Origin of the sequence: Sulfurimonas sp. (assembly GCF_041563495.1) — a bacterium.
Lineage (GTDB): Bacteria > Campylobacterota > Campylobacteria > Campylobacterales > Sulfurimonadaceae > Sulfurimonas.
Genome location: NZ_JBFFMZ010000001.1, coordinates 259,780 through 286,558, shown reverse-complemented (window position 1 = coordinate 286,558; position 26,779 = coordinate 259,780). Strand labels below are relative to the sequence as shown.

Genomic DNA, 26,779 nt, shown 5'->3' with positions numbered 1-26,779 from the left:
TTAAAGTGACAACCACTTTGAGGCAACTGCTTTAAGTGCATCCGGATTCTCAGATGCAAAGAATTTCAGAGTCGGATTTTCATATTTCTTAGTAAATTCAAATCTATCTTCAAGATATTCTACTATAGCATCTCCCGAGTGGATAACAATACTTTCTTTACAAAAGTAATCTTCGATAGGTCCTGAGATTAATGGAAAATGCGTACATCCAAGTATGATTGCATCAGGCTTTTTGAGTTCACAAAAGTAGTGACTAAGAGTCGCATTTAGAATCTCTCCCTCATAAATCTCTTCTTCGACTATCGGAACAAAAAGTCCTGTTGCTTTGGCTTCTAAATTGTTAAAACCTTTTTTCTCAAGCCCGTCTTCATATGCTCTTGAGTTTATGGTAGCTTTTGTTCCAAGTATGAGAATATTTGAATTTTTGTCATCAAGAGAGTTTACAGTAGCTAAGATGCCGGCTTCAACTACACCGATAACAGGACAGGAAGCATTTTCTCTCATCTCTTCAAGAGCATAGGCACTTACAGTGTTACAAGCTACTATGATAAGGTCAATATCAAAGTTTTTAAAAAACTCTACGGCTTCGATAGCGTAGCGTATGATTGTGTTTTTATCTTTGATCCCGTAAGGAACACGAGCAGTGTCGCCAAAGTAGATTATTTCTTCAAAGAGTTGGTGATTCAATAGGGACTTAACAACAGTTAAGCCTCCAATTCCACTGTCAAAAACACCTATTTTCATTATTTATCTGTATTCATGCTTTCTAAGAACTCGGCATTAGTCTCTTTTTTACCCATAGTAGTGTAGATAAATTTAAGAGCTTCAACTTCATTGTCTTGTTTATGTAGCATCTGACGAAGTATAAATACTTTTTGAAGAGTCTCAGGTCCGATGAGAAGCTCATCTTTACGAGTACCGGATTTAAGAATATCCATAGCAGGGTATATTCTTCTGTCTGCGATTTTTCTATCAAGAACGACTTCCATATTGCCCGTACCTTTGAACTCTTCAAAAATAACTTCATCCATTCTGCTTCCAGTATCAACTAAGGCAGTAGCGATAATAGTTAAACTTCCGCCATTTTCAATATTACGTGCAGCACCGAAGAATCTTTTTGGTTTGTGAAGAGCATTTGCATCTACACCACCTGAGAGGACTTTACCGCTTGAAGGTGTTACTGTATTGTAAGCACGTGCAAGACGCGTGATAGAATCAAGTAAAATCACAACATCACGTCCAAGCTCAACACGTCTTTTAGCTTTTTCAATTACCATCTCGGCAACTTTAACATGGTTTTTTGCAGGCATATCAAAAGTAGAGCTGTAAACTTCACCTTTAACGCTTCTTTCCATATCTGTTACTTCTTCTGGTCTCTCATCTACAAGTAAAACCATCAAATCTATTTCTGCATGATTGGCAGTTATACCGTGAGCAATTTCTTTTAAAAGTTCAGTTTTACCGCTTCTTGGAGGTGCAACAATCAGACCACGCTGACCTTTACCTATTGGACAGAAAAGGTCCATCATACGACCTGTTAGACCTTTCTCTCTATACTCTAGTTTGATTTGGTCTAGTGCGTAAAGTGGAGTAAGGTTTTCAAAAAGAGGTCTTTTTTTACTCTCTTCAGGAGGTAAGCCGTTTACCGCTTCTATTTTGATAAGTGCATAGTAACGTTCTTGATCTTTTGGAGGTCTAACTTGCCCCGTTACAACGTCACCGTTTCTAAGTGCAAATCTTTTTATCTGTGTGTTTGACACATAAGCATCGTTGATGCTTTCATTAAAACTTTTATCAATTGAGCGGATAAACCCATAACCGTCTTGCATAATTTCCAAGATGCCGCTAAAGAGTATGAAACCGCCTTGTTCTGTTTGAGCTTTAAGTATTTCAAAGATAACGTCCTGTCTTTTTAGTTCGTTTGGATGCTCAACATTTAACTCGGTAGCTATTGTCACTAATTCTTCGATGCTTTTAGTGCGAAGGTCTTCAACACTGGCACCTTTTACAGGTTTGTGAGTTCTTGTCTTTGAATTGTTTCTGCTTGAGCTTGAGTTAGAATTCGTACTTTTGTTGTTTTTGCGAGGTTGTTGTGAAGTGTTTTCACTCATAAAGTAATTACCTTAGTTTAATTGGGATATGTCTTGCTAGGAAAGGGTTGTAAGTTTTAATGCTGTAATTTTAGCACTTTGCTATAGTCAATGTCAAGTTTTTAAGCTAAGTTTAACTTTTGAGGCTTGAAATAGCATCTACCACGGAAGAAATATTAACTTTTGCTTCATTAAGAGCTTTTTGGGTTCTTTCTGCAAGTTTTCTGACTTCATCGGCAACAACTGCAAAGCCCCGTCCGTGTTCTCCTGCACGTGCAGCTTCAATAGCTGCATTTAGTGCCAGCAGGTTTGTCTGGTCTGCAATATCTGAGATTGTATCAAGAACGCCGAATATATCCTGGGATTGATGCTGTAGAGAATCTAGTTTATCGTTGAACTCATGTTCTTCTTCATTTTTTGCATCTTGGCACTCTTCTAAGTTATGAGCTTTTTCCAGTAGAACTTCTTTTTCTATATTGATCGTCTCAATTTTTGTATTTAGCTCCTGCAACATGGTCTCATGTGAGATTTGCAGTTCTTTTTGTTGTTCTATAAGAGTAGTGTTTTCGTTTTGTATTCTTGTGATTAAAGTCGAATCTGAGTTTAGTGCTTTTATCTTACCCTCAAGTAGAGTCTTTTCTTCTTGGAGATTTTTTATAAGCTCTTTATCTTCACTGTTGTCTTCAGATATAAGTTCAGTCTGTGTTATTTCTTTGATGAGAGTTTTTCTAAAGACAAAAAAACCGATAGCCAGACCCAAAACAACACCGATTATGCCTAGGGCTATACTTAATAAAATTGATGGTTTTTCTACTATTTTATCTTGGTAGATAATTTTGTCTTTATAAACAATTTTTGTAGCAAAATCATTTGTTTGTTTTTTTATAAGCTCCTGCCCCTCTTTGGTAATCTTTGTATACAACTCTTTCATTTTTTGAATCTGGGAAGCATCTATGTTTGAGTTATTCTCATGAAGGTCTGCTAGTGTTTTTAATGTAAGACTCTCTAGTTTTTCTAAAGAAGATACTTTTGTTTTGTCTAATGATAGTGCCGTTGTGATGTTCTCATGGGTTGATAGAACAAGAAAGTACAGAGAGACTTTTTCTTCAGGAGTCAGGTCTAGAGAGATTTTATCAATCTCTTTATTTAGTTCTTGGTAGTTCAGTTCAATGGAAGAGGCAAAAAGAGAGAATGCAAAAATAAGCGTTAAAAGAAATGTTTTCATGCCCGCTTGTAGCATGTTCTATGCCAAAGAGTTTATCTCTCTTTACGCATATATGTTTTTGTTAAACTCATCGAATTCTTTAAGCGTTTTTTCTAAAAGTTTTTGTGCTTCTTCAAATATCTTATTCAGAGATTTTTCTCCCTCTTCTTTTTTAGGAATCTCAAGTTTTTTCATAGAGTTGTCAAACATCTCTACAATGTTTGTTTTTACATTGTTCTTGGCATTTTCATCTCTTGCTTTGCTTGGTTCAAATATGCCTGCTACTTTATGTGCGAGTTGTGAGACCGGAGATTTCGGCGCTGCATCTTGGAGTTCTTTTAAAAATGAGTCTATAAAAGGCTGAGCTATTTTCATAAATCCTTCTATCTCTTTTTGGTCTTGTGCATCTATGCCGTTGCCATCAACCGAAAACTGAAATGACTGCATCGAAGAAAAACTCATCGAAGTTTTTGAACCGTTTGCATTTTCCTCATGAGAAAGTGATGCCGACTGATGATTTGCAAAATCCATCGTTATAATATCCCCGCTGGAAGTTCTCATAGCTATGTTTAAGTCATGTGCTCTGTAAGAGTCCATTGCGTATGAAGTGTTCATGATTTGTCCTTTGTATCCGTATCTATCTATATCGGAAAAAATGCCAAATCATAAAGTTTTAATTTGCATTTGTATAGAATGTCTTTATGAAAAATAAATACAGAATTTTAGTAACAAATGATGATGGTTACGAAGCAAAAGGTCTTTTAAAACTTATAGAGGCTCTAAGAGAATTAGATGACGTAAAAGTCACGATAGTAGCACCTGCAAATGAGAAATCCGCTTGTGGACATTCACTGACATTGGTGCGTCCGCTTCGTTTTATAAGCGTTGATGACGATTTTTATAAACTTGATGACGGGACTCCGAGTGATTGTGTCTACCTTTCATTGAGTACGATTTTTGAAGAGAAAAAACCTGATTTGCTTATCAGCGGGATAAATCGAGGCTCAAACATGGGTGAGGATATCACATACAGCGGAACTGCTGCAGGTGCTATGGAAGGCGTACTTCATGATGTTCCTTCTATCGCCATAAGTCAGGTTATGGATTTTACTAATCCAGATGGTGATTTCACTCTTGCACAAAAGACTATAAAAGAGCTTGTTTTAAAGATAAAAAACGGTACTTTCCCTTTGCCTCATAGAGAGTTCTTGAACGTGAATATCCCGTCTGACGTAGAAGAAGCCAAGATGCTTGTTACTTATGCAGGTTACAGATACTACGCAAATGATTCACATGTTCATAGAAACCCGCGCGGAGAAGAGCACTACTGGCTTGGTCTGCATCCATTGAATTTCTCTGCTAGAGAAGGCGTCTCAGGTATAAGTGATTATGAGGCAATAAGAGATGGACATATCTCTATCACTCCTATCCAGCTGGATTTGAGTGCATATAAAAGTATGAACAGACTCCAAGAGTGGATAGACTAGAAAGAGTATGAAATATAATCGTATAAAACTATTGCTTGAAGATGATTTTGAGAAACTTCAAAATGCCAAGATATTGCTTTTAGGTGTTGGAGGTGTAGGCAGTTTTTGTCTTGATTGTTTGATTAGAAGCGGAGTAGAAGATATAACTATAGTAGATTTTGATACATTTGATGAAACAAATCAAAATCGTCAGATGTGGTCCGAGTTGCATGATGGTGAGGTAAAGGTCGAAGCTCTTAAAAAACACTATCCCGACATTAAAATCATAAATACCCGCATAGATGAACAGTGGGTCTGGGACTTTGATTTTGATGAGTATGATTTGGTTTTAGATGCCATAGATGATGTTAGAGCGAAGCTTGCTCTTGCTCAAAAGTGTTACAAAAAACTTATCTCTTCATTTGGAAGTGCTAAAAGACTTGACCCTACAAAGATAGAAGTGACGGACATCAGCAAAACATATGGAGACAAGTTCGGCTCAAAGATTAGGTATGAGCTTAAAAAAAGGGGCTTCAAGAAAAAATACAGGGTAGTCTTTTCATCAGAAGAAGCGAAGGTAAAAGCCAAAGGCAGTTTTATGGGGGTTACCGCATCTTTTGGATTAGCTATGTGCTCTGAGGCAATTAGAATTTTAACAAGGAAATAATCTGAAATTTTTTTTAAGTCTGTTATTTATTATCGGTATTAGTATTAATCTCTTTGCAGAAAAATTAGTAGAATACGATTATGAAGCAGATGCTTACTATTTTAATGTTTCAGCATATATAGACCTCGATAGAGACAACAATGTCACAGATGCTACTAATTATACTGAGAGCAAAATATATAAAGACTTAATTTTAAATACTTTTAATCCAAATATTGTTTTATTCGAAGCAGCAGTTCACCCTATGGGTATTGCCGGTCTTTACTTTAGACAAAACCATGGGAATATGTACGAAAAATCAAATGTAGAAAATTTTAACCTTGTAAAAGCTGTGACGGCCGGTTTTGAAGAACCATATTCTGTTTCGGTTTTTATTGGAAGAATGATGATCTTTAAAAATAAAAATGATAATCATATTGGAAGTCACAGAGCCTATATAGGTTACTTAGTCAGTATTGGAGATTACTCTATTAAAGACAATCTGGCTCATTATGATAAATGGTACAACTTGGAGTTTAAGCTCAAAGGTACAAGAGACAGAGATGATAGAGATTTGGACTGGAGTTTTAGAGTCGGTACGAGGATACATCAAAACACAGACTTTGTAAACAGCATATTTATCGGTGCAAGACGAAGCAGTATAGATTACAAAAAAAATGCTTGGTCTCTAGTATACAACAGCGCATTTTCTACAGTGTTAGCGGTGAGTACAAAGACTTTTGAACTTACAGAAGCAGAGATTATGTTGGAGAAAAAATGGCCTCTTAGTTGGAGTGACAAAGTTAGTTTTGGTCTTGGAATAGGTTATCTCTACAATAGTGGAGAAAAATACAGCGGCGCGCTTAAAGAAGAGGGGGTTGATAATCATCAACTTATCCTTCGCCCAAATTTTAAATGGTAAATATATAAAGGCAGAAATTGTTTGATTTTTTAGATAGTGATTGGTTCAATATAGGTTTAGAGATTGTTTTTTTAATACTTGTCTCCTATGATATAAAAAAATATTTTGAGACCAAGAAAAAAGAGTACATAGTAAATACAGTGATGACGATAGCTTTTGCTATATGGGTGCTCTATCCATATTATAAAAGTTATTTCGGCTGGAATGAAACACAAAAGCAGGAGATGATATCAACTTGTGCAGATGTAAATGATACAAAGCTTTGTAAGTGTCTTGATGAAGCGATATTTAAAGCTTATGTTTATGATGAGTACAAAGCTTTAGATAAAAATTCAAGTGAATATAAAGAGTTTTTAGAAGATGCAAAAGAGGAGTGTTTAGATGACTCATGGTTTTGATTTAGCTTCACCTTTGGTATGTGAGGGCATTGTAGGAGACGGCTGTGGAGGAGGACGAATATTTTTTATAAAAGATGAGACCCTTTATGCACATGATCCAATAACAAAAGAGAATGTAACTTTGCTTACAAATATCAAGATGCCAAAAAAGATTAGTAAAAAAGCGTGTGATATTTTTATAAAGTGTGAAGACCAAGATATGGTCTTCAATCTATCTTCCATGAAGCTTGTTTAAATATTTAGCAGTTTTGTTCGTTGTAAAAATTTAAATATGCCTATTATGACCATAATAAAAAGATAGAACCATTGGTCTATGGCAAGTGCTTTTTGTGCCATCACAAAATGTATGGTGACAAGTAAAAGAGCAAGATATATTACTTTATGGTATTTATAAAAATCGCTAAAGAGAACTCTTAAAGATGTTATAGCCATAAACAATAAGATGAAAAACGCACTCATTCCCAGATAGATAAAGGGTTTGTTCAGGGTCTCTTTAACGGCAGATGCCAAATCCAGTTCCATATCCAAAATAACAAAATTCAGCATATGCAAAAGAGCGTAGAAAAAACTGAAGAGTCCTACGGTTCGTCTGTATTTTATGAGATTCACGGCTTTTTTGAACACAGAGATAGTAGTCGTGATGTAGAGCAAAGTGATGGCCGTGCTACCCGTGAGCGTATAGATGTATTTGATAGGATCATCAACTTCATGCACAAAAAGCATATAAATCAAAAATGCCAGAGGTATTAATAAAACCAAGACTAAAGAGAGTTGTTTGCTCAAAAGAACTTCCTTAAATCCATGTCCTTGTACATATGGGCTACTTCTTTTTCATAACATCATCCATATCCAGTACAAAAGGTTTTTCCACAAGTCCGTAGATAGTAATTTTTCACGGTTCACTCTTAAAGTTTTTAGCCAAGGTTTTTACGCCTTTTTTACTTGTAGTGAACTCGTAAAAATTGTTGTAAGAAGTTATCTGCTCATAATCGTTTAGTGGAAGATGCAAGGGGTTAGGGTCTTTTTTGAAATTAAGATTTGGCAGAGGTATAGACTCTTTTGCCGCTAAATCCATGACAGCAGACGTGCTTACCGCCAAAGCAGCTCCTAGCTTTAAGAACTTTCTTCTTTTATTGAAGAGTGTTTCATCAGTGACAAGGTCTTTGCTAAGGCTCCAACTTGTTTGTTTTAGATAATTTATAACGACTCCTTTTTAGAGCGATTGACTATAACATAACCTTGTGTTATTGCAACTTGTATACGAGAATCCTTAACATTATTTTCGATATTGTTAAATTTATTTTATGTTTAAGTTATTTATATGTTTATTAATGAAATGAAAATTTGATATAATCGCTTAAGTAAAAAATTTATGTAAAGAGAACAACTATGGAAAAAATTGAGCCAATGACACTTTTCGGTTATGAAAAACTACAAGCAGAAGTAAAAGATTTAAAAGAAATTAAAAGACCCGAAATTGTAAAAGCTATTGAAGAAGCGTTAGAACACGGTGATTTAAAAGAAAATGCAGAGTATCATGCAGCTAAAGAGGCTCAAAAAAACATAGATAACCGTTTAGCGGAACTTGCTGAACTTTTAGGTAACTCACGCATAGTCGACCCAAGTGAACTTGAACACGCCAAAGTGAGTTTTGGCTCAACCGTTGTCATGACAGACATGGAGACAGACGAGGAACTTACCTATACTATTGTCGGCGGTTGTGAGAGTAACCCTGACATGGGACTTATCTCTTTTGGTTCTCCTTTGGCAAAGCAGCTTTTAGGTCGCGCGGAGGGTGATGAGGTGAAAGTAAAGCTTCCAAGCGGAGTAAAAGAGTATGAGATAGAAGAAGTAAAATATCAGGAGATTGTTTTTGAGTGTCATTAATGTAGGTGTAATCGGTGCTACAGGCTACACAGGTTTAGAACTTGTAAAGATCCTTATAAATCATCCGGATTTTAATCTCTCTTATGTAGCAAATTCCGAGGGTAATACGACTATAAACAAACTGCATCCGTCATTAAACGGTGTCTGTGAGTTGGAAGTTCAAAAGGCTGATGTAGATGCTGCGGCTGAGAGTTGTGAGCTTGTCTTTTTGGCACTGCCTCATAAAACTGCCATGGCATATGTAAAACCGTTTATAGAAAAAAATGTAAAAGTGGTTGACCTTTCCGCTGATTATAGATTGCCTCAAGATATTTACGAAGAATTTTATACTCCTCATACAGATGCAGCCAATTTAGAACATGTTGTATATGGACTGCCTGAAATGTATCGCGAAGAGATAAAGTCTGCTAAACTTGTTGCAAATCCCGGTTGTTTTCCAACTTCTGCACTTTTAGGAGTTCTTCCGTTTATGAGTAAAAGAGTAGAGAATACTCCTATTATTATAGATGCAAAAACAGGAGTAAGCGGAGCAGGGAAAAAGCTTAGCGATGTTACTCATTTTGTCAATGTAAACGATAACTTGTTTGCTTACAATCCTCTGATGCACAGACATGCTCCAGAGATTGCACAAAAACTCGGTGTGAGTTTTGATGAGGTAAACTTTGTTCCGCATCTTGTACCTTTGACTCGCGGTATGATTTCATCTATTTATATTCAGGTAAGTAAAGACTTTGATGCATCCGAGCTTATTAAAGAATTTTACAAAGATGAGCCGTTTGTTCGTATAAGTGAGAATCCTGTTGATATGAAAAATGTAGCCGGAACAAATTTTTGCGATATCTATGTAAAACAAAAAGACAATATGCTCTTTATATCAAGTGCCATAGACAACCTTATGAGAGGAGCTTCATCTCAAGCGGTAGTAAATGCAAATATTATGATGGGCTTGTGTCAAAAAACCGGGATACCTACCATAGCTTATGTACCGTAGTGACATAGAGTTAAAAGAGGGTGCATTTGTTGTCTCAGATGCACACTACTCCCACATCCGTCCGCAATTCTTAGACTTTTTAAAAGCAATACAAACAAAAAAACTTCAACCCACGCAACTAATTTTAATGGGTGATATTTTCGATACATTATTTGGGAATGTCGCTTATACGCAAGAGGTGAACTCAGAAGCTCTAAAGATATTAAATGAAATATCTGATGAAATAGAGGTAGTGTATTTAGAAGGTAATCATGATTTTAATCTCAAAACAATATTTCCAAAAGTAAAAATATTCGGCATAAAAGAGCAGCCTGTAAGTGCTACATACAATGGAAAAAGTGTCCTTCTGGCTCATGGAGATATACAAAGTCCGATGCTTTATAAAATATATACGGCAACAATCAGAAATCCATTTGTAATCGCCATATTGAATACTATAGATTCAATATCAGGACACTATATAATAAAGCGGCTAGATGAGTATTTAAGTAAAAAAGATGATTGTAAAGAGTTTAGTGGTTTTAAAGCATTTATTGAAAAAAGACTAAGTAAAAATTACTCTTGTGATTACTTTGTGGAGGGACATTTTCATCAAAATAAGATGCTTGAGTTTGAAAATTTTATTTATATAAATTTAGCTGCTTTTGCTTGCAATCAAAGATACTTTATAGTAAAATCGTTTGAAGATGTTGAAATAATAGAAGAAAATATTTTTTTAAAATGATATTATAAAGTCAGGAGACATAAGATATGCATGGAAACAATTCGCTGAAAGTGGGTTCTAATGAGATGGAACTTGTTGACTTTCGGATTTTTAAAGAGGAAGATGGCGAAGTTTACGAGGGGATATATGGCATAAATGTCTCAAAAGTTCGTGAAATCATTAAAATGCCAAAATTAACTGAGCTTCCTGGTACGCCTCCCTATATTGAAGGTATATTCGATCTTAGAAGTGTTGTGATACCGGTTGTTAATCTTGCTAAATGGATGGGTATAACTTCACCTGAAACGGCAGAATCAAGTTCAAGAGTTATTATTACAGAGTTCAATAATGTTCTAATAGGATTTGTTGTTCATGAAGCAAAAAGAATCAGAAGAATAAACTGGGGTGACATAGAACCGGCTTCTTTTGTCAGCGGTTCCGGTTCTCTTGATGGAAGTAAAATCACAGGTGTGACTAAGATAGAAGGAGATAATGTACTACTTATTTTGGATTTGGAAACAGTTGTACAAGACCTTGGACTATATGAACCTGACATTGACCATGTTCCGGATGATATGGAAGATTTTCACGGGTTAGCTCTTGTTTTAGATGATAGTACGACAGCTAGAAAAATTGTTAAAGAAGCTCTCCAAAAAATGGGTTTTAGTGTTGTTGAAGCAGGTGATGGACAAGAAGGACTGGATAAGTTAAATGATCTTTACACTACTTATGAAACCAATATAGCTAAACATTTAAAAATCATTATTTCTGATGTTGAGATGCCGAAAATGGACGGCTTTCACTTTGCTGCAAATGTGAAAGAAGATGGAAGATTTAACAATATTCCTATTGTTTTTAACTCATCGATTAGTGATCATTTTAGTGAGATAAGAGGCAAAGAAGCAGGTGCGGAGGCTTATTTGGTTAAGTTTGAAGCAAGCGCATTTTATGACGAAATAGCACGAGTTGTTCGTGCACATATGAAGTAGGAGTGAAAATATGGATGAATTTCAGGAAATATTACAGGATTTTTTAGTCGAGTCTTTTGAACTTGTAGAAAAGTTAGATGAAGATTTAGTTGAGTTAGAAGCAACACCGGAAGACTTAGAACTTCTAAATGGAATTTTTCGTGTCGCACACACAGTAAAAGGTGCTTCTTCATTCCTTAACTTTGATATCTTAACTCATTTGACGCATCATATGGAAGATGTATTAAATAAAGCAAGACATGGTGAGTTGGTTATTACTCCTGATATTATGGATGTAGTTTTGGAGTCAATAGACTTGATGAAACAGCTTTTATTTACAATCCGTGATACGGGTTCAGATGCAGGTATTGATGTGGCTGAATGTGTAGCAAGACTTGATAAAGTAAGCGGTGGAGACGGTGATGTCCCAATGCCAGAAGCTTCAGCTCCTCTCGAAGAAGCTGCACCTGTTGTAGAAGAAGTCGCAGTTGCTGAAGAAGCTTCGGATGAGCCAGATTATGAAAATATGTCTGATGATGATGTTGAAGCTGAAATACAGAGACTTCTTGAGCAGAGACAAGCAGAAGACAGAGCTAAAAGAGAGGCTAAAATAGCTGCGGGAGAAGATGTTCCAGCACCTCCTCCTTCTCCTGATGAAGATACTCCCAAAGAATCACCGGCTCCTGCTTCAAAACCGGTCCCTGTAACTCCTCCTCCTTCTCCTACATTTGACGAAGAAGCTATAAGAGATGATGTAAAAGCTGCAGCACCTGCAAAAAGATCTGCTGCTACTGTAGAACAGACTATTCGTGTAGATGTAAAAAGACTTGATCATCTTATGAACCTGATCGGAGAACTTGTTCTTGCAAAAAACAGACTTATAAAAATAAATGATGATGTTGAAGAGCGTTACGAAGGTGAAGAGTTTTTAGAAGAGCTTAATCAGGTTGTATCTATTGTTTCTCTTGTAACGACAGATCTTCAAATTGCGGTTATGAAAACAAGAATGCTTCCTATTGGAAAAGTGTTTAATAAATTTCCTAGAATGATCCGTGATTTAAGTAGAGAATTAAATAAAAAGATTGAGCTCGAAATAGAGGGTGAAGAGACAGAACTTGATAAATCAATCGTTGAAGAGATTGGAGACCCTTTAGTTCATATTATTAGAAACTCGTGTGACCACGGTATTGAAACGCCTGAGACTCGTTTAGCTTCAGGAAAAGATGAGACAGGTACTATCGCATTACAAGCTTTTAATGAAGGTAATCAAATTGTTATCCAGATTGATGATGATGGTAAGGGACTTAATGCGAATATGTTGAAAAACAAAGCACTGGAAAAAGGTCTCATCAGTGAAAAAGAAGCTGACAATATGAGTGATAAAGAAGCCTTTACTCTGATTATGAAGCCAGGTTTTTCAACTGCTGCTGCTGTTACAAACGTATCAGGTCGCGGTGTTGGTATGGATGTTGTAAAAACAAACATAGAAAAAGTTAACGGAATCATAGACATCGATAGTGAACCTGGAATAGGAAGTAGTATTAAACTTAAGATTCCATTGACACTTGCAATTATTCAGGCTTTATTAGTGGGTGTTCAAGAAGAGGCTTACGCTATACCGTTATCATCTGTACTTGAGACTGTTAGAATTTCAAAAGATGAGATATATACGGTTGAAGGTCGTTCGGTTATGAGACTTCGTGATGATGTTTTATCATTGGTTCATATCGGAGATATATTTGAAGTTGAGAGAATCTTAGATTCAAGTGAACATGCTTATGTTGTTGTTCTTGGATTAGGTGCGCAAAAACTTGGTCTTATCGTTGATTCTCTTGTGGGTCAAGAAGAGATAGTTATTAAATCTCTTGGTGAGTATTTAAAAGGTATTGATGGTATTGCCGGTGCAACTATACGCGGTGATGGCGGTGTAACACTAATTGTGGATGTAGTAGCACTTATGGATATGGCCAAAACTGTAAAGGCAACAGCACTTATTGCTGATCAAGGCGGAGCAGGGCAGGCAAGCAAGGAAAAAACTAAGGCAAGTGATTATACTGTTATGATAGTTGATGATTCAAAAACAGATAGAATGATTATGAGAAAATCACTTGAAGAAACAGGAATTACTCTAATTGAAGCAGGTGACGGTCAAGAAGCATTGAGTATTTTAAAGCAGGGTGATCATAATTTTGACGCTATGCTTATTGATATAGAGATGCCAAGAATGGATGGTTATACATTAGCAACAGAGATCAAAAAATATAATAGGTATAAAAATATGCCTCTTATAGCGGTTACATCTCGTACAGGAAAATCTGATCGTATGAGAGGAGTAGAGTCCGGAATGGTTGAGTATATAACAAAACCATACTCTGCAGATTATCTATCTAGTGTAGTTCAAAGAAATGTTAACTTTAAATCGGAGTTCTTATAATGAGTGATAAATTAAAACAAATTATTAATAAACAGAGTGAACAACAAGACGAGTCTTTGAATCAGGCGGATGACATAGTTCAATTGGTCGGTTTTATCATTGGTGAAGAGGAATATGCAGTTCCTATTTTGTCGATTCAAGAAATTATAAAGCCGTTTACATGGACTAGAGTCCCTCAGGTTCCTAAGTATGTAATGGGTGTTTTTAATCTTCGCGGAGCAGTTATACCCCTTATAGATTTGCGTTTAAAGTTTGGAATCAGTGAGAAAAAACACAGTGATGAAACACGTTTTATCGTAATGAAAGACGGTGATGATGTTGCAGGATTCGTTATAGATAGATTAACTATGGCAATCAGAATCAAAAAAAGCAATATAGGACCTGCACCAGACACTATTAATGGTGATAATACTATGATAGACGGTGTTGGTAAGCAAGAAGACAGAATAATTACAATACTGAAAGTTAACAAACTTTTAGAGAGAGACTTTTAATTAACCATTCATTATCAGATGCTAAACTCTCTTTGATGTTCTCAGGAGAGTTTACACTTTATACCGTGACTTCTTATCAAAAAAAGATAGATGGAATTGATCTTTCGCAAGTTAGAGAGATTGATTTTGATTTAAATAATGTAGTCTATTTCGATACTACTGCATCTATCTTCATAAACACACTTATAGGTGAACTTGCACAAAAAAATATAACGTCCAACATACTTACTGATAATAAAGATATATTGGATACTTTGGCATTAGTTTCAAAGTCTAAAAAAACTTCACAAAAACTTCTACAAGAAAAAAAACAAGATTTTCTAAGATCAGTAGGTAAAAATATTTGTTCGCACTTTAATGGATTTTTAGCATTTATAGCATTTATAGGCAAGCTTTTTATTATTCAAATTAACTCTCTTAAATCTATTAAAAACATAAGATACAAAGAGATTGCATTTGAGATGAATGAGAGTGCGATTAGGGCTTTGGGAATCATCTCGCTGACAAGTTTTTTAATAGGACTTGTTGTTGCATATCAGTCTGCATATCAACTAAAGATATATGGAGCAAATATATTTATTGTGGATATGTTGGGTATTTCTATTTTTAGAGAACTTGCCCCATTGATGACTGCCATAGTTATAGCAGGTAGAAGCGGTTCGGCTTTTACGGCACAAATCGGTGCAATGAAAATAACAGAGGAGTTAGATGCCATGAGAACGATGGGATTTGATCCATACCTCTTTTTGGTTCTTCCTCGTATCGTTGCGTTAATGATTACTATGCCGATTCTTATTTTTGTTGCTGACATTATGGGAGTCTTTGGCGGATTGCTTATTGCATATATAGATTTGGGTATTTCTCCTCAACTTTTTTTAGAAAGATTCAATAATGTTATAGCCGCAAAGCATTTTTATATCGGAATATTTAAAGGTCCTTTCTTTGCATTTTTGATAGCTGCAATAGGGGTATATAGGGGATTGATGGTTAAAGATGATACACAGAGTATCGGTTTTAATACAACAAAAAGTGTCGTTGAGTCAATATTCGCGGTAATAGTTTGTGATGCTCTTTTCTCAATCTTCTTTACAAATCTGGGGATATGATGGCAAGTGTGATAGAAGTTAAAAATGTAAAGACTATTTTTGAAGAGAGAGTAGTTCATGAGGGATTAAATTTAAGTATCAATGAGGGAGAGATTTACGGCTTGCTTGGACCCAGCGGATGCGGTAAAACAACTCTTCTTAAAGAAATGGTGATGTTACAAAATTTCTCCGGCGGGTCCATAAAAGTCTTAGGGCATGACTTGAAGAATATTAAACACGACGAGGCACAAAAGTTAAGAAAAGAGTGGGGTGTTTTGTTTCAGGCCGGAGCACTCTTTTCCTCACTGAATATAAAAGAAAATATCTCTTTGCCTTTAAAAGAATATACCGATTTGTCTCAAAAAATGATAGACGAAATAGTTGAATTTAAGATTAATCTTGTTGGTCTTAAATCGGCAGATGCCTTGCTTTACCCCTCTCAGATAAGTGGAGGAATGAAAAAAAAATCTGCTCTTGCACGTGCATTGGCAATGGACCCGAAACTCATTTTTTTAGATGAGCCGACAAGTGGACTTGATCCTATCTCAGCGAGAGAATTTGATGTTTTAATAGTTAAACTGAGAAAACTTTTGGGCTTAACTATTGTAATGGTTTCACATGATTTACAATCAATTTATGATACACTTGACAGAGTTGCAATTATAGATAATAAAAAAATTGTTTATGAGGGTAATTTGGATAATATTAAAAACACTAAAAGTGAATTCATACAAACATTTTTTAAAGGAGCAGGTTCATTATGTTAGCTTCTTGCTGTAATATTTTTTGTGGAGATTTAGTTATATGAATAACAAAGTTAACTATACGGCAGTAGGCTTTATTGTCCTTCTTGGAGTGGCATTGATGCTAGGGTTTACATATTGGCTTCTAAAGCCCTCAGCAGACGATGAAACACAGAAGTATTATATACTATTTGATGAGTCTGTTTTAGGTCTGAATGTAGACTCTACTGTTAAATATAGAGGAATAAATGTCGGCAAGGTGACAAGGCTGAGAATAAACCCTAAAAACACGGAACAAGTAGAAGTCTTAGTTACGATATTAAAAAACACACCTATAAAAGAGACCACGGTAGCAAAACTTACATCTCAGGGTATAACAGGGCTAAGTTACATAAATCTTAGTCTGGGTGATAATAAGGGTGCTCTTCTTAAAGCTAAAAAAGGAGAAGAATATCCTGTAATAAAAACAGAAGCTTCATTTTTTGAGAGGTTTGAGAAATCACTAGACAGTGTCTCAACAAAACTATCAAAAACCCTAACCAGAACAGAAGAACTTTTGGATGATAATAATCAAGAACAAGTAGCACTGCTGTTAAAATCAACTGCTTCTTTTATGACTAAGATGAATAAATTGATGAGTGATGAAGCTATAGCTGATTTTCATTCATCAATTAAAAATTTTGATAGAGCTACAAAAAAAATAGACGATATGATGCCTCGTATTGAACACTTTGTAGACAACAGTGTCGCCTGGGAAGACAAAATAGCAACAACTTTCTCTTCTATTATGAATAGTTACCTTGGTATTAAAGCCTCAATGGATAGATTTAAGTTAGCCGTTGATAGTGGAGATTTTAATTTAAAAGAGATATCTACAGATATTGTTCCCACTATGAACAATACGTTAATCGAATTACAGCATCTAATGATTAGAATGGAAGGTGCTTTAAACCAGTATGAGAGAAGTCCTGGTGATATACTATTTAAAAAAGAAGAGATTAAAAAAGGTCCGGGAGAGAAATAATGATTAAACTTTTATTTGTAACAGTGTTGCTATTTTTATTATCTGGTTGTTCTACGACAAAACCTACCGTTGTAGAGTATAAACTGTCTCAAAAAGTACTAAATCATAATAGTTCAGCTAAAGGGTGTAAAGATAAATCACTAAAAGTTTCACAAGCCTTCAGTTCAAGTTCTTTAATGTCATTGAGAATGAATTATGTACTGGATGAGCATAAGATATATGCGTACTCGCAAGCGCAATGGAACAACTCGCCAAATCAAGAGATAACATCTCAGATTGCCAAGACATTAAGAGAGTCAAAGCTATTTAAAAATGTCCAAAATTCAAAATCAAGAAGTAAGAGTGATTTGATTTTAGAGATAAATATAGAAGATTTTATGCAGTACTACAGTAAAAATTTAGACTACTCAGATGCAAAGGTAGGTATTAGTTTTACATTGATTGATTCAATTACTAGTGAAGTTATTGCGACAAAAACATTTAATGCGAAAAAAGAAGCTGCCTCATTGGATGCATCAGGTGGAGTAAAAGGTTTAGATGGTGCACTTGCAGATGTCCTTACACAAGGATTAGGCTTTTTAAATGAGGTTTGTAAGTGATAAAAGAGAGTGAATATAAAAAGAGAAGAGATGCCCTGACAAAAAAACTTTCTAACAATTCTTTAACCGTTGTCTTTAGTGCAGAGAATAAAACTCGCTCAAATGATACCAACTATCCATACAGACAAAACAGCAATTTTTATTACCTTACAGGATTTAAAGAAGATAATTCTGCTCTTGTCATAGCCAAAAGTAAGAAAGAGACGAAAACGATACTCTTTGTCCAGCATAAAGATGAAGTATATGAACTTTGGAACGGCAAAAGATTAGGCAAGCTTGAAGCTAGAAAAAGATTTTTAGTGGACGCTGTTATTGTGAGCAAAGATTTTAAAAAGAGTATAAAAAAGCTTTGTAAAGAAAAAAAATATCTATATTACGATTTTCAGCAAAAAATACCAAAAGCTAAAAAACTTTTGATAGATAATTTTAAAACTCACAGAGATATATCACCTTTAATAGGTGAGATGAGGCTTGTCAAATCAAAATCGGAAATAAGTCTTATAAAAAAAGCTATAGAGATTACAAAAATAGCGCATCATGAAGCAATGGCCTTTGATAAAAGGAATAAAAACGAGTATGAACTTCTTGCATCCATAGAACATAACTTTAAAAAACATGGTGCATACAGTGACGCATATACATCAATAGTAGCATGTGGTGACAGTGCAAATACACTGCACTATATTTCTAATGACAAGCCTCTAGTAAACGGTGAGCTTATTCTTATAGACGCAGGATGCGAGTATGAATATTATGCCAGTGATATCACAAGAACCATCCCTGTAAACACAAAGTTCTCCGAGCCTCAAAGAGAGCTATACAATATGATCTTAGATACCCAACTAAAGATCATTAACATGATCAAGCCCGGTGTCTTTAGAAGTGATTTACAAAAAGAAGCAGAAATACTTCTTACAAAAGGTATGATAAGACTCGGTATTTTAAAGGGTAAGTATAAAAAACTCATTAAAAAGCAAGAACATAAAAAATATTACCCTCATGGTATCGGCCATTGGATGGGACTCGATGTTCATGACGAAGCTCCTTATCTAGATGCAAATAAAAAAGAGATAGCACTAAAAAAAGGGATGGTCTTGACCATAGAACCGGGTATTTATATATCAAAAGATGATAAAAATGTGCTCAAAAAATTCAGGGGTATAGGAATTAGAATTGAAGATGATATTTTAGTTACAAAAACATCTTATAATAATTTATCCGGCGGTATTGCTAAGACTGTAAAAGAGATAGAGACTAGATCACAACATAAAAAGATGGCTTAACTTTAAAAAAGCTAGGCGCATCTAATTATATGAATATGACCAACCAGTCAAAGCATTGTGTTTTGCTTCATTAAAGTTTTCAGAATCACCTAAAAAATCCATAACAAACATAACAGTATGAGGAATTGTTCTTTGATCTTCAGGTCTTATTAAAAGCAGAGGCATTGGAGTCTCCTGAGTACTTTTTCCAAAACCTACGGGCATTAATTGGCTCATAAGTTCTGTAGGATTACTTATACCTTGCTCGTCTAAAAATTTATCTAAAATAGCTTCTTGTATATCTTTTGGCAGATTATCGCTAGTATTTAAAAAAATACTAAAGTGAATGGGCGTATCTTTAAAATGTTTTGGAGCATCTGAGGCCATAATAATGTAATCCACATTTTTAAGGTGCTCAGATATTTCTGCAGGGTCTAAATATGTATCGGTAACAATAGCTTTTGCTTGCACTATTTGTTTTCTTCCATTAGTGGTCTGCCGATTTTTGCTTCAACTTCAGCTTGTAGTTCTGCCATGGCTTGTCTGATTTCATCAACATGATATGGCGGAACATTGTCATCTTGACTCCATTTTACTTCATCAACATTTCCGCCGTAGTCTTCACCCATCTTTTCAAACTTCTCTTTATATTCATCCATATTTTTACAGATTTCGACTCTTCCATCAGAAGTATCTGTAAGCTCTATAAACCACTCGTTATTTTCATCTACTTTTATTACGGACGTGAATACTAAACTCATTATTTATTTTTACCAGTTTCATCAAATTGTCTTGCAAAACCTTCAAGATCTTTTTTCTTTAAATCACCATTGTAAACGATGTCTCTTGGATCAATATCCTCATCATTTAGCATTTTAGGAACAACATCTGCATTTTCCAATACTTCCATATGCTCATTCAGTTCATCTTCACTATAAGCCATCTGCATATCAGCAGTAATGACATGAGGAATAGCTTCTATAACTCTTAATTTTTTTAACTCTTCTTCCACACCTTCACCTTCAATAGTGATAATTACACGACCTTTTTCATCATGCATGTGATAATCACATACTTCACAATCTTTAAGGCTTTGAACTACCTCTTCTAAAAACTTTGGCACTGTTTGAACTACTATACTCGAAACATTCATTTATTATCCTTTTTGTTATTTTACACTGTAAAAATTAATGGTTTTATTATCACTTGCAACTAAAAACTCATATTCATTTAAAAAGAGTATCTTGGTAAGTGTCATTTTGTTTCCACCATATTTACCAACTATAGATTTTGTAATGGTATTAAAAACCGTAATATTATTATTCTCATCACTTGAATAAGCGACCAACTTTCCGCTTGGTGACAAACCTACACTGTAAATTAGAAAATCAGAAGACTTATAATATGCAGAGTTGAATTTGTAAGCATAAATTACCACTCTTCTATCTTGTCCTGCCGTAGCAATAATTCCATTTTTATAATCAACTTGAAAAACATTGTCTAAATTTTGACCTTTAAGAAGTTTGACAAGTTTTCCGTCTTTTGTACTATGAACCTTAAGATTTCCACTCTCATCTGCGACAACAACTACATCTTTTGTTTCATTCAATACAAAATCTGAAAATTTTGCTCCTGATACTTGTATGATCCAGTTATAAGCTTTAGTCCTTAAGTTATAAGAAATAAGTTCATTACTAAGCATTCCAAGTAAAACAGTCTCTTTGTCTAAAAATTTAGCTTTTGCAATAGTAAGATTTTTAGTATATGGGATAACCAGCTCAAGCTTTTTGTCTTTATATATATGAACTCTTCTAAATCCACTTTTAGCTTGAGATAGAAGAAGAATCTGATCGTCTAAGACGTCAACTGAATACACTTTTGAATCTACTTCATCACCCATAAAATCTTTAATTTTGGAAACTTTAATTTTGTCGATAATCTTCTTACTATTAAGATCAAAAATATCAACACAGCTCGCGTTTGTAGCACTGTAAAGTTTAGAACCTTTAACAACTATATCTGTAACAGGTCCACTTGACACATACTCTTTAGTGGGCATTTTAATGTCTGCAAAAAGAAAAGACGCTATAAACACGGTTAAAAGTATGACTTTAATCATTTATGTTACCTTTATATATATGGATGCTGCAGGGCATCTACTTAGACAAAATCCACAAGATGTACATTTGTCGCTGTTTATTTCAGGCATAAACATAGCCTTAAAGTCAATAGCATTATCCAAGCAAGGGTCTTTGCATGAAAAACACATTACCGCATTCCAGCTTAAACACTCATTCTTTGAAATAATCACTTCAGCGTTGATATTTCTTATATCCTCTACGCTGAGAACTCCAAACTCGCAAGCTTTTGCGCATTCATCACAAAACGTACAACCACTTTTTGAAAAGTTCAAATATGGGGTATGATCATCTGCGATCTTTATTATTTCTTCTTCACAAACAGTGGCGCATTTTGCTTCACACTTACTACACTCATTGAGAAAAAGAGATTCATCACTATAGTATGGCGGTCTTATATGTCTCTCTGGACTATCTTTTTTAAGGTTTTCACCTTTTAATTTGGAGGCCAGAGAGCTAAAGAGCTCTCTTCTTTCCATTAGTGAGCTAAAGTACCAGCTGGAGAATTTGCGTTTGCAATATCTTCTGCAGTAACTTTACCACCTTCGCCTTTAATAGTATCTAATTGATCAGTTAAAGCTGAACCGCTCCAACCTGATTTGTCAGCACCATCAGCACGTGTATAGTTAGCTTCAAAAGTATTCTCAACAGCTAGATTCCCCTGAGATTGTGGAGCGTGACACTGTGAACAGTTAAATCTTGCACCTTGAAGATGAGTAGTCTCTTTAATAGACATCTCATTTTTCATATTGTCAATACTCTTAGTAAATTGTTTACCGTCAAATTTATGTGTCGGTCTAAAGTTTGTAAAGTGTGAAACCGGAATTGCTGTAGCTCCCATTGAAGCTGCAAATTCTGGTAGGTGACAACTTGTACACTGGTTGTCACCTACTTTAATCGGTAACATACCCGTTGTATCATGCGGAATCATTGGTGGAGCATCTTGGAATGCTCTTTTGATTTTTATATTTGAACCGCAACTATTCGTTCTATACTCAGTTTTTGCAGCTGAAGTACTATCTTCACTATATAGGTCAGTTTTTCTTAGACCTAAAGACTCTTCAGTAATAGTTGGCGCCACTTTAGCATTTGCAGATGGAGCAGCTTTGCCACCTTCTCCACAACCTACAATTAGCAGTGCCGCAGCAACTAAACCAATTGTTATCTTACTCATTGTTTTCATTGTTACTCTCCCGTTTTTTTGTTGTTTGCTAGATTTCTGATTGAAAAGCCTAAAGCATTATCATCACATACTTCGATACATCTGGCACAGTTTGTACATTCACCAGAAAGTACAGGCAGGCTCTCTTTATCTACCATGTGTAATACTTGACGCTCAGGGCAAACAGTTTTACATTTCATACATGCAGTACAATTTTCTACAGTATGTTGTACTCTTATCAGACTAAATTTACCTAAAAGTGAATAAAAACCACCAAGAGGACATAGATGCCCACACCAGCCATTTTTAAGCACAAAAAGGTCAAAAAGAAAAATTATGAGCATCGCTGCCCATCCAAATCCTAAACCAAATATAATCCCTCTATGAACCATAGAGATTGGACTAATAAACTCAAAAGCAGTAATGCCCATTGCTGCCGATATTATTAAACTCAAAACTAAAACCCAGTACCTCATACTGCGAGTTGCTGGTTGTCTCTTTTGGTTACGATCAATATCGAGTACTCTTCTTAGGTATGCTGCCGCATCGGTTATCATGTTTATGGGACAGACCCAACTACAGAAAACACGACCGCCAACTAATAGATAAAATATACCAATAATTGCAACACCTATAAGTAAATCTGCCGCTAAAACAGCACCTGCTGCTAACATCTGCAATGCAGCATACGGATCACTTAAAGGTACGACACCTAACAAGTTCGATGAACTAAGATTCCCCATAAGGATAGTCCATCCCCAATGATTCGCTCCAAAATACAACAATAGTAAACCTATTTGGACAAATCTTCTTAAAATAAGATATCGGTAATTATTCCATAGCGTAGCCATTAGTATAAATCTCCCGAATCATTTAAAGAATCAACAGCACTTCTTTTACTTATATTAGTCTGAGTTTTGATTTCCTTAGCGTTTTGCAAACGCTGTTCATCTTTTTTATCCCAACCTTTTATATAGTAATTTCCTGTTTTACCCATTGCAACTTCTCTAGGAAGTACAAATATAGCCGGCTTTTCTGTAACACAAGCTTTTTCACATAGACCGCATCCTGTGCAGACATTACTGTGAACAATCGGTTTCATAAAAGCATGTTTACCAGTTCTTTCATTTTTTTCATATACAATTGTTATGGCTTCACCTAGTAAAGGGCAAGCTCTATAACATGCATCACATTGAATTCCCCAAAAAGCTATACAACTTTCGTCATCTATAACTGCTAAACCCATATCGGCCACATTTATATCTAACTTTCCATCAGTTGTAACACTAGATTCATCGAGTGCACCTGTCGGACAAACAGGTACACAAGGAATATCTGGACACATATAACAGGGAATATCCCTAGGAATAAAATATGGAGTTCCTAGAGGTTTATTATCACCTGGTTTAGCGAGTGAAAGAGTATCGTATGGACATGCTTCAACGCACAATCCACACTTGATACACGTTTTTAGAAAATCCTTCTCTTTTATGGCTCCCGGTGGGCGCAGAAGTAGCTGAGAAGCCGTAACTTCATCAACATATGCACTCCATACCAATCCACCCAGTGCTGTAACTCCAACACCGCGTGCCATAGTGAGGATAAATCTTCTTCTATCACTCAATGGTTCTTTTCTTTCTATCTTAGGTCTGTTTTCGCTCAAAACGAATCTTTCCTTACTCGAAATCTAAATTTATTATGCTTTGTAAATTTTTACAGCACATTTTTTGTAGTCTGTCTGTTTTGATAATGGACAAGTCGCATCCAGACAAACTTTATTAATAAATACTTTTTCATCGAACCATGGAACAAATACAAGACCACGAGCTGGTCTATTTCTACCACGAGTCTCAACTCTAGCTTTTACTTTACCACGACGAGATTCAACCCATGCAAGACCACCTTGTTTAAGACCTTTGTCTTTAGCATCTTGTGGGTGCATATAACATAACGCTTCTGGAACTGCACGATATAGTTCAGGTACACGCATAGTCATAGTTCCTGAGTGCCAGTGTTCAAGTACACGACCTGTACATAACCATGTGTCATAGTTAGCATCTGGCATTTCCGGTGGATCCATGTACGGACGAGCAAAGATTTTGGCTTTATTTGGTATTTTCTTCTTACCAAGTTTTTTGTCAAAACCGTTTAGGTCACCTTGAAGACAATTTTTAAGGAATCCACCATAGAATGCATGTGTGTAACCTGTGTCTTTAGTTTGTTTCGCTGCATATGGATCGTACTTAGAGTTAAATCTCCATTGAGTCTCTTTACCGTCAACAACAGGCCATTTAAGACCACGAACTTTGTGATATACATCAAATGGTGCAAGGTCATGACCGTGACCACGTGTAAATGATGCATACTCTTCAAAAAGATATTTATGAATGAAGAAACCGTAACCAGTAAATACTTTACCGTCTGAACCGATAACTCCACGGCTATCGCCATTACACTCAGAGTTGTCATATCCAGCTTGTACAGGATCGTTCATATCAATTTTGTATGATTTAGCTCTATCATTAGCATATAAAATTTCATACATTGTAGTATTTTCATTATATCCCATAGCCTTGATTTTATCTAATGGAACAGCTTTAAGGTCTTTTTTACCCCAACCGACTTTTACGTCTTTCATCCATAGATCTTTAACTGTAAAACGCTTAGAGAATTCAACCCACTGCCATGTATCAGACATTGCGTCACCTACAGGAAGAACTTGTTGTCTCCAGTGTTGTGTACGACGCTCAGCATTACCGTAAGCACCCCATTTCTCATAAATCATAGCAGATGGTAAGATAAGGTCAGAAACTTTTGCTGAGATACCTGGGTATCCGTCAGAAGTTACAATGAAGTTATCCATTTCACGAGCTGCTTTAATCCAGTGAGAAGCAGAAGCTGAATCTTGGTAAGGATTACAAACATTTACCCATGCAAATTTAACATGACCATCTTCGATATCACGGTGGATACGCATGATGTGTTGTCCCATTTGACCATTAAGTGTTCCAGCAGGTAAATGCCATTGTTTTTCAGCAATCGCACGGTGCTTAGGATTTTTAACCATCATATCAGCAGGAAGTCTGTGTGTAAATGTACCAACTTCACGAGCAGTACCACAAGCAGAAGGCTGACCAGTTAAACTAAATGCACCATCACCTGGTTTAGCTTGTTTGTTTAGTAGGAAGTGAACATTGTAAGAAAGAGTATTTGTCCATGTACCACGTGTATGTTGATTCATACCCATTGTCCAGAAAGATACTACTTTTCTACCTTTTTCAATATATAAATCAGCTAATTGTTGAAGTTTCGCTTTGAATCCTTCAAGATCTTCATCAGGGTCACCTTTTGAGATTTTAGCTACATAGTCTAGTGTAAAAGGTTCTAAAGATTTTTTATATTCTTCAAATGAAATCAACCAGTGTCTAAGGCCCGGTTGGTTATGAATCATTTCATCTCCAGCTTTGTAACCATACGGTGCTAATGAAGGAGCTTCTTTTTCAGAAACGATAGTTTTCATCTCTTTAGAAATAGTTTCCATCTCAAGTGCTGTATATTTACCCTCTTTGATTGATTTATCACTAGATTTTCTCATACCGTAACCGATGTTTGGAGCAGCTGCTGCAAATACCATATGTTTGTTTACGAAATCCCAATCAATAGCTTCTGGATTATTATATACAATTTCTCTAGCAATATAGTTCCATAAAGCAGTATCTGTATTTGGTGAGAAAATAATCTCTGTATCAGCTAAATCCGATGTTCTATGAGTATAAGTTTGAATAGAGATAACTTTTACTCTTTCAGGGTCTGAAAGTTTTCTGTCAGTTACACGAGACCAAAGGATCGGGTGCATTTCTGCCATGTTTGAACCCCAAGATACGATTGTATCAGTAAGCTCGATATCATCATAACAACCTGACGGCTCATCAATACCAAATGTTTGATAGAAACCAACAACCGCAGATGCCATACAGTGACGAGCATTAGGGTCGATTGCATTAGAACGGAATCCAGCTTTCATCATTTTTTGAGCTGCATAACCTTCCATTACAGTATATTGTCCAGATGCAAATACTGCTACACCCTCAGGACCTTTTTCATTGAAAGCTGCTTTAGCTTTTTCTTCCATAATATCAAAAGCTGCTTTCCATGAGATTGGAGCAAATTTACCTTTTTTGTCAAAGTTTCCATTTGCATCAACTCTTAGTAATGGTTGAGTAAGTCTGTCCGCACCATACATAATTTTTGCATTAAAGTAACCTTTAATACAGTTAAGCCCTCTATTAACTGGAGCCGCAGGGTCCCCTTTAACAGCAACAATTTTACCGTTCTTAGTAGCCATCATGATACCACAACCAGTACCACAGAAACGACAAGCTGCCTTGTCCCATCTCCAGCCGCCTTCAGCTTGGTTAGCCGCTGCTTCTAGCTCCGCTGGTACACTCATACCAATCGCTGCTGCTGCAGATGCTGCCGCTGAACTTTTAAGAAATTCTCTTCTTGAAAGTGACATATTTTCTCCTGTTTGATAATTTTCGAAATGAAGCAAATTCAAAAATT

31 protein-coding genes are annotated in these 26,779 nt (G+C 35.7%); 16 read left to right on the top strand and 15 right to left on the bottom strand.

Annotated features, from left to right (window positions below; translation table 11 throughout):
• The 4 genes from murI to ABYK18_RS01350 form a co-directional block, all read right to left on the bottom strand.
• The gene (gene murI / locus ABYK18_RS01365) at positions 1–744 is read right to left on the bottom strand and encodes a glutamate racemase (protein ID WP_373034776.1); all 744 of its coding nucleotides are present in this window, start codon (positions 742–744) and stop codon (positions 1–3) included.
• Positions 744–2,111 (bottom strand): transcription termination factor Rho, encoded by a 1,368-nt coding sequence (rho, locus tag ABYK18_RS01360; RefSeq protein ID WP_373034775.1) that lies wholly within the window; start codon positions 2,109–2,111, stop codon positions 744–746. Before rho ends, murI begins: the two co-directional genes overlap by 1 nt.
• 112 nt (positions 2,112–2,223) lie before the next feature.
• Entirely contained in the window at positions 2,224–3,315 is a 1,092-nt protein-coding gene (locus ABYK18_RS01355) for a methyl-accepting chemotaxis protein (RefSeq protein ID WP_373034774.1), read from the bottom strand.
• A gap of 42 nt (positions 3,316–3,357) precedes the next feature.
• Positions 3,358–3,909: a hypothetical protein gene (locus ABYK18_RS01350; protein ID WP_373034773.1), complete on the bottom strand. Its 552-nt coding sequence runs from the start codon at positions 3,907–3,909 to the stop codon at positions 3,358–3,360.
• Between the two features lie 86 nt (positions 3,910–3,995).
• On the opposite strand from ABYK18_RS01350, the gene surE reads away from it, so the two are divergent.
• From surE to ABYK18_RS01325, 5 genes are all read left to right on the top strand, one after another.
• On the top strand, positions 3,996–4,781 hold the full coding sequence (surE, locus tag ABYK18_RS01345) for a 5'/3'-nucleotidase SurE (RefSeq protein WP_373034772.1): 786 nt from the start codon (positions 3,996–3,998) through the stop codon (positions 4,779–4,781).
• A 7-nt stretch (positions 4,782–4,788) separates the two neighbouring features.
• On the top strand, positions 4,789–5,427 hold the full coding sequence (locus ABYK18_RS01340; RefSeq protein ID WP_373034771.1) for a ThiF family adenylyltransferase: 639 nt from the start codon (positions 4,789–4,791) through the stop codon (positions 5,425–5,427).
• Between the two features lie 244 nt (positions 5,428–5,671).
• Entirely contained in the window at positions 5,672–6,328 is a 657-nt protein-coding gene (locus tag ABYK18_RS01335) for a hypothetical protein (RefSeq protein ID WP_373034769.1), read from the top strand.
• 17 nt (positions 6,329–6,345) lie between these two features.
• The gene (locus tag ABYK18_RS01330; protein ID WP_373034768.1) at positions 6,346–6,726 is read left to right on the top strand and encodes a hypothetical protein; all 381 of its coding nucleotides are present in this window, start codon (positions 6,346–6,348) and stop codon (positions 6,724–6,726) included.
• Positions 6,710–6,961 carry a thiamine biosynthesis protein ThiF gene (locus tag ABYK18_RS01325; protein ID WP_373034767.1) on the top strand — a complete coding sequence of 84 codons (252 nt, stop codon included), beginning with the start codon at positions 6,710–6,712 and terminating at the stop codon, positions 6,959–6,961. The genes ABYK18_RS01330 and ABYK18_RS01325 overlap by 17 nt, the downstream gene beginning before the upstream one ends.
• On the opposite strand, the gene ABYK18_RS01320 is transcribed toward ABYK18_RS01325, so the two are convergent.
• Both ABYK18_RS01320 and ABYK18_RS01315 read right to left on the bottom strand, forming a co-directional pair.
• The gene (locus ABYK18_RS01320; RefSeq protein WP_373034766.1) at positions 6,958–7,509 is read right to left on the bottom strand and encodes a sulfite oxidase heme-binding subunit YedZ; all 552 of its coding nucleotides are present in this window, start codon (positions 7,507–7,509) and stop codon (positions 6,958–6,960) included. The two genes, ABYK18_RS01325 and ABYK18_RS01320, sit on opposite strands and share 4 nt — an antisense overlap.
• Before the next feature lie 109 nt (positions 7,510–7,618).
• Positions 7,619–7,825, bottom strand: a complete 207-nt coding sequence (locus tag ABYK18_RS01315; RefSeq protein WP_373034764.1) for a hypothetical protein — start codon at positions 7,823–7,825, stop codon at positions 7,619–7,621.
• A 290-nt stretch (positions 7,826–8,115) separates the two neighbouring features.
• On the opposite strand from ABYK18_RS01315, the gene greA reads away from it, so the two are divergent.
• Genes greA through ABYK18_RS01260 form a run of 11 tightly spaced genes read left to right on the top strand, consistent with a single transcriptional unit; the run spans position 8,116 to position 18,937 of the window.
• A complete protein-coding gene (greA, locus tag ABYK18_RS01310) occupies positions 8,116–8,613 on the top strand; it encodes a transcription elongation factor GreA (protein WP_373034763.1) in 498 nt (165 codons plus the stop codon).
• The gene (argC, locus tag ABYK18_RS01305; protein WP_373034762.1) at positions 8,600–9,604 is read left to right on the top strand and encodes an N-acetyl-gamma-glutamyl-phosphate reductase; all 1,005 of its coding nucleotides are present in this window, start codon (positions 8,600–8,602) and stop codon (positions 9,602–9,604) included. The genes greA and argC overlap by 14 nt, the downstream gene beginning before the upstream one ends.
• Complete coding sequence (locus ABYK18_RS01300) at positions 9,594–10,328, top strand: UDP-2,3-diacylglucosamine diphosphatase (protein WP_373034761.1); 735 nt, start codon at positions 9,594–9,596, stop codon at positions 10,326–10,328. The genes argC and ABYK18_RS01300 overlap by 11 nt, the downstream gene beginning before the upstream one ends.
• A gap of 26 nt (positions 10,329–10,354) precedes the next feature.
• Positions 10,355–11,296 carry a chemotaxis protein CheV gene (locus tag ABYK18_RS01295; protein WP_373034760.1) on the top strand — a complete coding sequence of 314 codons (942 nt, stop codon included), beginning with the start codon at positions 10,355–10,357 and terminating at the stop codon, positions 11,294–11,296.
• 10 nt (positions 11,297–11,306) lie between these two features.
• Complete coding sequence (locus ABYK18_RS01290) at positions 11,307–13,709, top strand: chemotaxis protein CheW (protein ID WP_373034759.1); 2,403 nt, start codon at positions 11,307–11,309, stop codon at positions 13,707–13,709.
• Entirely contained in the window at positions 13,709–14,203 is a 495-nt protein-coding gene (locus ABYK18_RS01285) for a chemotaxis protein CheW (protein WP_373034758.1), read from the top strand. The genes ABYK18_RS01290 and ABYK18_RS01285 overlap by 1 nt, the downstream gene beginning before the upstream one ends.
• A gap of 35 nt (positions 14,204–14,238) precedes the next feature.
• Positions 14,239–15,309 carry an MlaE family ABC transporter permease gene (locus ABYK18_RS01280; protein WP_373034757.1) on the top strand — a complete coding sequence of 357 codons (1,071 nt, stop codon included), beginning with the start codon at positions 14,239–14,241 and terminating at the stop codon, positions 15,307–15,309.
• Positions 15,309–16,055 (top strand): ABC transporter ATP-binding protein, encoded by a 747-nt coding sequence (locus ABYK18_RS01275; RefSeq protein WP_373034755.1) that lies wholly within the window; start codon positions 15,309–15,311, stop codon positions 16,053–16,055. The genes ABYK18_RS01280 and ABYK18_RS01275 overlap by 1 nt, the downstream gene beginning before the upstream one ends.
• Positions 16,056–16,092: 37 nt before the next feature.
• Positions 16,093–17,055: an MlaD family protein gene (locus ABYK18_RS01270; protein WP_373034754.1), complete on the top strand. Its 963-nt coding sequence runs from the start codon at positions 16,093–16,095 to the stop codon at positions 17,053–17,055.
• Positions 17,055–17,654: an ABC-type transport auxiliary lipoprotein family protein gene (locus ABYK18_RS01265; RefSeq protein ID WP_373034753.1), complete on the top strand. Its 600-nt coding sequence runs from the start codon at positions 17,055–17,057 to the stop codon at positions 17,652–17,654. The genes ABYK18_RS01270 and ABYK18_RS01265 overlap by 1 nt, the downstream gene beginning before the upstream one ends.
• A complete protein-coding gene (locus tag ABYK18_RS01260) occupies positions 17,651–18,937 on the top strand; it encodes an aminopeptidase P N-terminal domain-containing protein (RefSeq protein ID WP_373034752.1) in 1,287 nt (428 codons plus the stop codon). The genes ABYK18_RS01265 and ABYK18_RS01260 overlap by 4 nt, the downstream gene beginning before the upstream one ends.
• 21 nt (positions 18,938–18,958) lie before the next feature.
• On the opposite strand, the gene ABYK18_RS01255 is transcribed toward ABYK18_RS01260, so the two are convergent.
• From ABYK18_RS01255 to napA, 9 genes are read right to left on the bottom strand one after another with little or no spacing between them, the layout of a single operon-like run.
• On the bottom strand, positions 18,959–19,387 hold the full coding sequence (locus tag ABYK18_RS01255; RefSeq protein WP_373034751.1) for a hypothetical protein: 429 nt from the start codon (positions 19,385–19,387) through the stop codon (positions 18,959–18,961).
• Complete coding sequence (locus tag ABYK18_RS01250) at positions 19,387–19,677, bottom strand: hypothetical protein (RefSeq protein WP_373034750.1); 291 nt, start codon at positions 19,675–19,677, stop codon at positions 19,387–19,389. The genes ABYK18_RS01255 and ABYK18_RS01250 overlap by 1 nt, the downstream gene beginning before the upstream one ends.
• Entirely contained in the window at positions 19,677–20,069 is a 393-nt protein-coding gene (locus ABYK18_RS01245; protein WP_373034749.1) for a chaperone NapD, read from the bottom strand. The genes ABYK18_RS01250 and ABYK18_RS01245 overlap by 1 nt, the downstream gene beginning before the upstream one ends.
• A 15-nt stretch (positions 20,070–20,084) precedes the next feature.
• Positions 20,085–21,035: a WD40 repeat domain-containing protein gene (locus ABYK18_RS01240; RefSeq protein ID WP_373034748.1), complete on the bottom strand. Its 951-nt coding sequence runs from the start codon at positions 21,033–21,035 to the stop codon at positions 20,085–20,087.
• Positions 21,036–21,533: a ferredoxin-type protein NapF gene (locus ABYK18_RS01235; RefSeq protein ID WP_373034746.1), complete on the bottom strand. Its 498-nt coding sequence runs from the start codon at positions 21,531–21,533 to the stop codon at positions 21,036–21,038.
• Complete coding sequence (locus ABYK18_RS01230; RefSeq protein WP_373034745.1) at positions 21,533–22,237, bottom strand: nitrate reductase cytochrome c-type subunit; 705 nt, start codon at positions 22,235–22,237, stop codon at positions 21,533–21,535. Before ABYK18_RS01230 ends, ABYK18_RS01235 begins: the two co-directional genes overlap by 1 nt.
• A 2-nt stretch (positions 22,238–22,239) precedes the next feature.
• Complete coding sequence (gene napH, locus ABYK18_RS01225) at positions 22,240–23,067, bottom strand: quinol dehydrogenase ferredoxin subunit NapH (protein WP_373034744.1); 828 nt, start codon at positions 23,065–23,067, stop codon at positions 22,240–22,242.
• Complete coding sequence (napG, locus tag ABYK18_RS01220) at positions 23,067–23,879, bottom strand: ferredoxin-type protein NapG (RefSeq protein ID WP_373034743.1); 813 nt, start codon at positions 23,877–23,879, stop codon at positions 23,067–23,069. The genes napH and napG overlap by 1 nt, the downstream gene beginning before the upstream one ends.
• 33 nt (positions 23,880–23,912) lie before the next feature.
• Positions 23,913–26,732, bottom strand: coding sequence for a nitrate reductase catalytic subunit NapA (napA, locus tag ABYK18_RS01215; protein ID WP_373034742.1), 2,820 nt, complete (start codon positions 26,730–26,732; stop codon positions 23,913–23,915).
• Positions 26,733–26,779: the final 47 nt, after the last annotated feature.